The organism is Trebonia sp. (assembly GCF_030042015.1).
Classification (GTDB): Bacteria; Actinomycetota; Actinomycetes; order Streptosporangiales; family Streptosporangiaceae; genus Trebonia.
In genome coordinates this window covers 1-6,911 of record NZ_JASIAL010000295.1, presented here as the reverse complement: position 1 = coordinate 6,911, position 6,911 = coordinate 1, and the positions used below count along the sequence as shown (strand labels likewise).

The following is a 6,911-nucleotide window of genomic DNA, read 5'->3' as shown; positions in this document are numbered from 1 at the left end:
GCTTCCGCACAACAGCGGGATTCAACCAGGAGAACGCACGCGGACGGCCATGCGTTCGGGACAAAACCGGACTCACTTACCGAAGTCGCACGGTCACGTCGAGCACCCCGTGCGCGGTCGCGGACTCGCACGTGCCGTAGGCGCGCAGCGCCCGGACTATCCATGCCTGCTCGGCGAGCACCTGCGCCGTGAGCGTGGTCAGCCCGCCCCGGCCGGCGCAGCCGGCGATCTCGGTCGGCTCGGTCTCCAAGGTGCTGTGGGGCGGCCTGCGGGTCGGGTGGATCCGCGCCGGCGAGCGGGTGCGCGAGGCGGTCATCGCCCGCAAGGCGGCGCTCAACCTGGGCACCTCGGTGCTCAGCCAGGCGCTCGCCGCCCAGCTGCTCGCCGCCATCGACGCCGGCTGGCTGGCCGCGCACCGCGACGCGCTCACCCAGCGGCGCGACCACCTCGCCGCGCTGGTCGGCGCGCACCTGCCCGCCTGGCGGGCGGAGCGGCCCGCGGCCGGCCTGTCGCTATGGGCCGAACTCCCGCTCGATTCCGCGGACGCCTACATCCAGGCCGCCGCCAGGCACGGCGTCTCGGTCATGCCCGGCGGCGCCGCGTGCGCCGACGGCCGGCACAGGCAGTTCGTTCGCCTGTCGTTCGCCGAGCAGCCGGGCACGCTCGAGCTCGCCGTCGAGCGGCTGGCCGCCGCCTGGGCGGCACACGCGGAGAACCTCGCCGCCAGCCCCGCGCGCGGCTGACAGGACCGCGCAGGCGCGGGCTTCGATTCTTATCCCGAACGGTCCGTGGCGACTGCCGCGGCGGTACCGTCACTCCCAGGAGGAGGAGGTCGGCGGTCATGTGGGCGGAAGTCGCGGTCAGCAGCCCTGACGGCCTGGCCGTGGTGGACTCGGCCGGGCGGTTCGTCCGGCTCAACCAGGCCGCGGCGGCGCTGTGCGGCCGCGCCGAAGCCGACCTGGCCGGTGCCGTGGCTCCGTTCCCGCCTGCCGCGCCTGACGCGGGCGGGCGGGCCTGGCTGCCCGACGACGGCTCGGCCGAGCAGGTGACCGCCTGGTCTCCCGGACCGGGGATCCGGCGTGAGTTCGCCTACCGCGCGCGGCCGCTGCCCGCCGACCCGTCGCTGACCGTCGTCGCGTTCCGTGACGTCACCGACGAGCGGCAGCGGCAGCGGCGCGTCGCCGCCATCGCCCGCGCGGCCGCGAACCTGGCCTCGCAGGGCTCGCTGACCGCGATGCTCGACGCGCTGGCGTCGGAGGTCGTGCAGGCCGACGCGCTGGCCGCCGTGCAGATCCTCGCGCTCGACCCCACGGGCCGCGGACTGCGGATCATGGGCATGGCGGGGTTCGCGCACCACGCGGACTTCCTCGACCGGCTGATGGACTGCCAGCGGCGGGGCGCCGCGCTGATGATGCTCGACGCGTTCGCGCGCGGCGAGCCGGTGGTCGTCGCCGGCCGGTGGACCGTGATCATGGCGGACCCGGCGTGGGAGCCGCTGCGCGAGTACATGCGCGAGCCGCGGTGGGACTTCTTCGCGAGCGTCCCGCTGCTGGTCCGCGGCCGTGCCGCCGGCGTGCTCAACGCGTTCTTCGCGCCGGGGCAGGTGGTCGGGCAGCGGACGCTTGAGTTCCTGGCCGCGATGGCCGAACAGGCGGCGGTCGCCGTCGACTACTCCGCCCTGCTGCGCAGCGAGCGGGACAGCGCGCGCCGCGAGGAGCGCCAGCGGCTGGCCCGCGACCTGCACGACTCGATCGTGCAGCAGGTCTTCTCGATCGGCATGCAGGCCAAGTCGCTTGAGGTGGTCGCTCAGCGCGGCGACCCGGTGCCGGCGCAGGCCGTGGCGCGGATCGCGGACGAGGTCGGCATGCTGTCCCGCACCGCGCTCGCCGACCTGCGGGCGATGGTGCACGAGCTGCGGCCGTCGGCGGCGGCGGAGCTGCGCGGCGTGGAGGAGGCGGTCCGCGCGCTGGCCGACAGCACCGCGAACCGGACGGGCCTGCGGCTGCGGCTGGCGGTCAGCGGCGCGCAGGAACGGGTCAAGGGCGAGCTGGCCGAGGACATCTACCGGATCATCGCCGAGGCCATCCACAACGTGGTCAAGCACGCGCGGGCCCGCGCCGTGGTCATCAGGCTGACCGTCCGCGATGACCGGCTCACCGCGACCGTGGCGGACGACGGGTGCGGGATCGGCGCGGCCGCCGCGGCCGCCGCGGCGGCCGACGGCTATGGCCTGACCGTGATGCGGGACCGGGCGCAGCGCTGGGGCGGCACCGTGACCGTCCGGCCGCGCCGCGGCCAAGGCACCATCGTCCGGACCGTGGTGCCGCTGGCGCCAGAGGCGGCCCCGGCCGCCGGCCAGCCGGCCGGGGAAGGGGCGCCGTGACCGGGCAGCCGGGGCCAGTCCGGGTGATGATCGTCGACGACCACGCGGTGGTGCGCCGCGGCATCCGCGCCTACCTGGAGGTGCTCGGCGACATCGAGGTGGCGGCGGAGGCGGCCGACGGCCAGGACGCCCTGGACATGCTCGCCGCGATGGCGGTGCGCGCCGAACTCCCCGACGTCGTCCTGCTCGACCTGATGATGCCCCGGGTGGACGGGGTGGCGGCCACGTCGCGAATCACCGGCCTGTACCCGCGGACCCGGGTCGTCGTGCTGACGAGCTTCGGAGAGACGGAGCGGGTGCGCGCCGCGCTGGCCAGCGGCGCCCGGGGCTACCTGCTCAAGGACGCGGGGCCGGCCGAGGTCGCCGCCGCGATCCTGGCGGCCGCCCGCGACGAGGTGTTCCTCGATCCGGCGGTGGCGCGCCAGCTCACGCGGGACATGGTCGCGCCGCCCACGGGCGTCGGCGCGCTGACGCAGCGGGAGCGGGCCGTGCTGATCCTGGTCGCCCGCGGGAAGACGAACAAGGAGATCGCCGCCGAGCTGGTGATCAGCGAGCGCACGGCGCGCACCCACGTCAGCAACGTGCTGCGCAAGCTGCAGCTGAGCTCGCGCACGCAGGCGGCGCTTGTCGCGATCCGCGAGGGCCTGGTGCCGTCGCGGTGACCGTGGTGACCGTCAGCCCTTGGCGAGGGTGAGCAGCAGGCCGGCGAGTTCCGCGGGCGCGGTGACCATCGCCTCGTGCCCGGTCGCGATGTGGTGCACCGGCCAGCCGCGGGCCGCGGCCCGGTCCGCCTGCGGCTGGAACACCCGCAGCCAGCTCGTGCACTCGACGAACGCCGCGGGCACGGCCTCGTGGCCCCCGGTCAGCCGCAGCGGTTCGGTATAGCTGAGCCACGGGTGCGGGGTCAGCCGGGGAGTGAGCCACCGCAGGTCGGCGTCGTCGGTGACGCCGAGGACGGCCAGCGAGCGCACCGGAATCAGCCAGCCGAACCCGGATCCGGCGACCGATTCCGTGTAGTGCCCGGCGACGGCCGCGGGCAGCAGGCCGATCGCGGCGTCCCCGTCGTCGCCCACGAACGCGTCGAGATAGACGCGCCTGGCGATCCGCCGGGGAAGGCGGTCCGCGACCCCGGTCACGACCTGCCCGGCGTAGCTGTGCCCGACGAGCACCACGTCGTGCAGGTCGTAGGCCTCGATGAGCGCCACGACGTCCTGCACGTGCGTGCCGAGCCCGACGGCCGGGCTGAGCAGGTGCGCGCGGTCGCTGACCCCGGTCAGGGTCGGGGCGTGCACCTCGTGCCCGGCGGCGCGCAGCGCCGGGGCCACCCGCCGCCACGCCCACCCGCCGTGCCATGCCCCGTGCACGAGGACGAACGCGGTCATCAGGGTCCTTTCCTAGCCACCCAGGTCTTCGAACAGCGCCAGCCCCGCGGCGGTGTTGGACGCGGGAACATGATAGGTCTCGTGGACGCGGACCAGGGCGTCGCTCAGCGCCCCGCGCATCACCAGCCACATGATCAGCTCGATGCCCTCGGTGCCTGCCTGCGCGATGTACTCCTCGCGGCTCAGCGCCGCGAGCGACGCGGGATCGCGCTCGATCGCGTCGAGGAACATGCGGTCGAACCGCGGGTTGATCAGGCCGGCGCGCGCGCCCGCCAGCTGGTGCGACATGCCGCCCGTGCCGAACACCGCGACCTTGATTTCGCGCGGGTATGACCTGATCGCCTTGCCGAGGGCCTTGCCGAGCGCGAGACAGCGGGCGGCCGTCGGCTGCGGGTACTGGATGACGTTGACGAGCACGGGCACGACGGCGCAGGGCCAGGCGTCGCCCGGGTCCGGGCAGTACACCGACAGCGGGACCGTGAGCCCGTGGTCGACGTCGAGCTTGCCGCACGTCGTGATGTCGAAGCCGTCGTCGATGAGCTCGCGTATCAGGTGCTCGCTCAGTTCGGGCGCGCCGGCCACGTCCGGGACCGGGCGTCTGCCCCGTCCCTCGTCGGCGATGGCGTAGGAGTCCGCGGCGCCGATGGCGAACGCGGGGACCATGTCCAGGCCGACGAAGTTCGCGTGGTCGTTGTAGACGATCACCGCCACGTCCGGCTGGTGGCCGGCCATCCACTTGCGGGCCGGGCCGTAGCCGTCGAACAGCGGCTTCCAGTAGGGGTCCGCCGTCGCGTGGTTGTCCATCGCCGCGCCGATCGGCGGCACGTGGGAGGTGGCGAGCCCCCAGCTGACGCTAGCCAAAGTTCCGCCCTCCCGCCGCCATGACCGCCGCGAACTCCTCGGGCGACATCCCGGTGAAGGCGGCGGACAGGTGCTGCATCGACGTGCGGTCGACCATGGTCAGCTTGAACGCGTAGAAGACCGACGCGCCGAGCTCGAGCAGCTGCGCCCAGTCGCGCTCGATGACGGCCCGCCGCTGCTGCTCCGACAGCCCGTAGCCCGCGCAGTAGGCGGCCTCGTCGCGGGCGAACCGCTGCCGGCTGTTCGGGTCCATCAGCGACCCGAGCAGCCGGTTGAGCGCGTAGCCGCGCCTGGCCTGGGCCAGGTCGAGCACGTAGTTGTCACGCGCCTTGGACGCCTGAGTCATGGCCGGTCCTCCTTCCAGGAGATCGCGGCGAGCAGCTGCTGCCGCCAGGTCTCGGTCCCGCGCAGCTCGTTGAACGTGAAGATGTGCAGCCCGCGGATGTTGGTGCTGTGCCTGCCCGCCGCGGCGGCGAGCTGCCTGGCGAGTTTCGTGGGGCGGTAGCCCCCGGGCAGCAGGAAGCGCGACAGCATGCCCTGCTGCTTGTGCAGGAAGCGCGCCGACTGGCCCAGCCCGATGCCCGCGCAGATGCGGACCAGCTTCTGCCGGTTCACCGGCCCGGGGATGCCGACGTAGACGGGAAGCTCCACGCCCGCCGTGGCGATGTCCGCGGCCCACGTCGCGGTCGTCGCGGCGTCGAAGCACATCTGGGTGAGGACGCGGGTGGCCAGCGGCGCCTTCCGCCGCAGCGCCTCGTCGATCGCCTGCCTGGCGATCGACGCGTGGCCCTCCGGGTACCCGCCGATGCCGACCTCGGTGAACGGGTGCCCCGCCGCGGCCATGGCCAGCAGCAGCGAATGCGCGTCCGGATACGGGCCCGCCGGGACCGGCGCGTCGCCGCCGATCACGAACACCGACCGGATCCCGGCCTCGGCCAGCCGGTGCACGACCTCGCGGACCTGCGCTTGCCCGGTGAACTGCCTGGCCGGCAGGTGCGGGGCGACCGTGTACCCGTGCTTGTGCAGCCGCTCGGCGAGGTCAAGGGTCGTGCCGATTCCCTTGGCCGCGGTCACCGTGACCGTCAGCGGGACGTCGCCGGGCACGTTCTCGAGCACGTCCCGTTCGGTGTTCTTGAACGGCATCACCTCATAGCTGATGTTGCGCACCAGGTCGGCGAGGCGGGAGTGCCGGGACTCCCCGGCGATGGGCAGTGCTGTGCTCATAGCGCCAGTAGACCCGGCCGCGGCCGCCGTGTCGTCCGACATCGGGGCCCACTTGGCCGGGACAAATGACGTAGGGGAGGCGCCACGGATCGTTCTGGATAAGGGGCGGGCCGCACCTGGTCGCGGGTCGACCGGGGTGAGCGGGCCGGTTCCCGCCTCGATCGCCGCGGCGGCGTCCAGGCACAGGTCCTCGCGGAAGCGCGGCCCGATGACCTGCACGGCCTGCGGCAGGCCGCCGTCGCAGCCGACGGGCACGGTGACCGCGGGCAGGCCCAGCAGGTTGACGGCCACGCACATCCGCAGCGCCGCCGGCCAGCCGGCCTGCCAGCGCGGGTCGAGGTCGGAGCCCACCTCGAACGCCGGGCGGGTGCACACAGGCGCGAGCACGAGCGGGGCGTGCCGCAGCCAGGCGTGCCAGGCGCGGGCGATGGCGGCCCGTTCCATCATCGGGTCGAACGCGGGGCTGCCCGCCGCCGCCGTCCAGGCGGGCTCGAAGCCGGCCCAGAACCGGGCGAACTCCCCCGGCGCCACGGTCTCCACGGGCGGCTGCTCCTCCCGCACCCGGCCGTAGCCGGACATGATCTGGTAGTAGACCTCGCTGGCCCTGTCCAGGGCGGGAACCGCGGCGTCGGCGGGCTCGTACCCGGCCTCGGCCAGCAGCCGCCCGGCCCGGCGCACGGCGGCGGCCACGGCGGGGTGGGTGGCGTCCCCGCCCGGGTCGGTGATGACCGACACCCGCACCGGCCGCTCGACGGGCGGGCCCTGCAGGGGGACGGGGGCGTACCAGGGGTCGCCTTCGTCGCGTCCGCACATGTGCGCGAACGCCAGCCGCAGGTCCGCCACGCGCCTGGCGATCGGCCCATGGACGGCCAGCAGCTGGAACGCGAACGGCACCGGCCGCGGCGGCTCGTGGCGGCCGCCCTGCGAGACGCGGCCAAGGGACGGCTTGAGCGCCGCGACGCCGCAGCACTGGGCGGGCCAGCGCAGCGACCCGGCGCCGTCGTTGCCCATGCCGAGCGGTGTCATGCCCGCGGCCACGGCGGCGGCGTCACCGCCGCTCG

General features: G+C 74.5%; 7 protein-coding genes. 3 read left to right on the top strand and 4 right to left on the bottom strand.

What is annotated here, in order from left to right; genetic code table 11:
* Positions 1-188 precede the first annotated feature (188 nt).
* The 3 genes from Q1N79_RS15730 (at position 189) to Q1N79_RS15720 (ending at position 3,045) form a co-directional block, all read left to right on the top strand.
* Positions 189-743, top strand: coding sequence for an aminotransferase class I/II-fold pyridoxal phosphate-dependent enzyme (locus tag Q1N79_RS15730; protein WP_300609794.1), 555 nt, complete (start codon positions 189-191; stop codon positions 741-743).
* 98 nt (positions 744-841) lie between these two features.
* Positions 842-2,383, top strand: coding sequence for a GAF domain-containing sensor histidine kinase (locus tag Q1N79_RS15725; RefSeq protein ID WP_300609792.1), 1,542 nt, complete (start codon positions 842-844; stop codon positions 2,381-2,383).
* Complete coding sequence (locus Q1N79_RS15720; protein ID WP_300609790.1) at positions 2,380-3,045, top strand: response regulator transcription factor; 666 nt, start codon at positions 2,380-2,382, stop codon at positions 3,043-3,045. The genes Q1N79_RS15725 and Q1N79_RS15720 overlap by 4 nt, the downstream gene beginning before the upstream one ends.
* Positions 3,046-3,057: 12 nt before the next feature.
* On the opposite strand, the gene Q1N79_RS15715 is transcribed toward Q1N79_RS15720, so the two are convergent.
* The 4 genes from Q1N79_RS15715 to Q1N79_RS15700 form a co-directional block, all read right to left on the bottom strand.
* Positions 3,058-3,765 carry an alpha/beta fold hydrolase gene (locus Q1N79_RS15715; RefSeq protein WP_300609788.1) on the bottom strand — a complete coding sequence of 236 codons (708 nt, stop codon included), beginning with the start codon at positions 3,763-3,765 and terminating at the stop codon, positions 3,058-3,060.
* A gap of 12 nt (positions 3,766-3,777) precedes the next feature.
* Complete coding sequence (locus Q1N79_RS15710) at positions 3,778-4,626, bottom strand: class III extradiol dioxygenase subunit beta (RefSeq protein ID WP_300609786.1); 849 nt, start codon at positions 4,624-4,626, stop codon at positions 3,778-3,780.
* On the bottom strand, positions 4,619-4,972 hold the full coding sequence (locus Q1N79_RS15705) for a hypothetical protein (protein ID WP_300609784.1): 354 nt from the start codon (positions 4,970-4,972) through the stop codon (positions 4,619-4,621). Before Q1N79_RS15705 ends, Q1N79_RS15710 begins: the two co-directional genes overlap by 8 nt.
* On the bottom strand, positions 4,969-6,911 hold a 1,943-nt coding region (locus Q1N79_RS15700), incomplete at its 5' end, for an amidase family protein (RefSeq protein ID WP_300609782.1). The genes Q1N79_RS15700 and Q1N79_RS15705, both read right to left, overlap by 4 nt.